The organism is Candidatus Schmidhempelia bombi str. Bimp, from assembly GCF_000471645.3.
Classification (GTDB): Bacteria; Pseudomonadota; Gammaproteobacteria; order Enterobacterales; family Orbaceae; genus Utexia; species Utexia bombi.
Window position 1 is genome coordinate 1 of record NZ_AWGA01000030.1, and the last position, 745, is coordinate 745.

Annotated in this window: 1 protein-coding gene and 1 tRNA gene; both read right to left on the bottom strand. The window is 37.6% G+C overall.

The features are described from left to right. Positions 1-395: 395 nt before the first annotated feature. Positions 396-471: transfer RNA gene (locus O970_RS03010), tRNA-Gly, on the bottom strand. A gap of 83 nt (positions 472-554) precedes the next feature. After that, a partial coding sequence (locus tag O970_RS03015) for a DUF1145 domain-containing protein (protein WP_024495698.1) occupies positions 555-745 on the bottom strand: 191 nt, incomplete at its 5' end.

The window sequence follows — 745 nt, forward strand, 5'->3', positions numbered from 1 at the left end:
ACATACCAATGCCAGAGTTTCGCGCCATTGGGTTCTATACGCAAAGACAGACCACGTCCATCTTTTAACGTATAGACAGAATCTTTAGGTTTAGCGCGATGAATACCTAAATTAGTCAATAAAGCCATAGAGTATACCTCTTGAATAAAGGGTTAAACGTAAACGAAATAGAAAACATCAAGAGGTCTAAGCAAGCGTAGCCAGAACTACGTGTCAGACTGGATATACAGATGAGTACAGGATGTACTTATTTTAAAAAGCCAATGTACTTAAAGCTGTACTTAAATTAAGTACCTTTAGGTAGTTTTTAATAGCTTTATGCAGATTATAGAAACACGTAACGCTTTGTTTCTTATGGGATTTAAGACAATTCTGAATGTCTATAGATTAAGAATTGGAGCGGGAAACGAGGTTCGAACTCGCGACCCCGACCTTGGCAAGGTCGTGCTCTACCAACTGAGCTATTCCCGCTTTATTTGACGAGCTTCGTAAGAAGTTGCGAGCATTATACAAAATATTTGGTTGGATACAAATGTTTTTTTAATGTTGATAATTTATTGCTGTTTTTTTGATTTTTTCCAGCTCAAAACTTCAACAATGCCGAATAGAAAGAGACGTAAGGTAATAAAACGATCATGTTTTCTTTCTTGCTCGGTTAAGGTTGTGTTAAGAATCCATGCTTGTAAACCATGTGTCATAACCATTACCGCTAATGCGACATAGGCTAGCATTTTAGCTGCGCCTG